Origin of the sequence: Mesorhizobium sp. M8A.F.Ca.ET.161.01.1.1 (assembly GCF_004792105.1) — a bacterium.
Taxonomy (GTDB): domain Bacteria; phylum Pseudomonadota; class Alphaproteobacteria; order Rhizobiales; family Rhizobiaceae; genus Mesorhizobium.
Map to the genome: position 1 here is coordinate 1 of NZ_SRTD01000225.1, position 346 is coordinate 346.

1 protein-coding gene is annotated in these 346 nt (G+C 61.6%); it reads left to right on the forward strand.

The features are described 5' to 3' along the window. On the forward strand, window positions 1-346 hold a 346-nt coding region (locus EN804_RS35445; RefSeq protein WP_145972896.1), incomplete at both ends, for an AMP-binding protein.

Below are 346 nucleotides of genomic sequence, written 5' to 3' on the forward strand. Positions count from 1 at the left end.
GCGAAAAGCTGCCGGACACGAAAATCTACCTGATGTACGGCCTGACCGAAGCCTTCCGCTCAACCTTCCTGCCGCCGGATGAAATCGATCGCCGCCCGACCTCGATCGGCAAAGCCATTCCCGAATGTGAGATATTCATCGTCACCGCCGAGGGACAGCGGGCAAAGCCCGGCGAACCCGGCATTCTCGTGCATCGAGGCCCGACCGTTTCGCTGGGCTACTGGAACCGGCCGGAAGACACGGCGAAAGTCCTGCGCCCGCATCCCTTCATTCCGGCGGCGCTGGGCGGAGAAACCGTATGTTACTCCGGCGATCTTGCGGTGGAAGACGAAGACGGGTTCTTCAG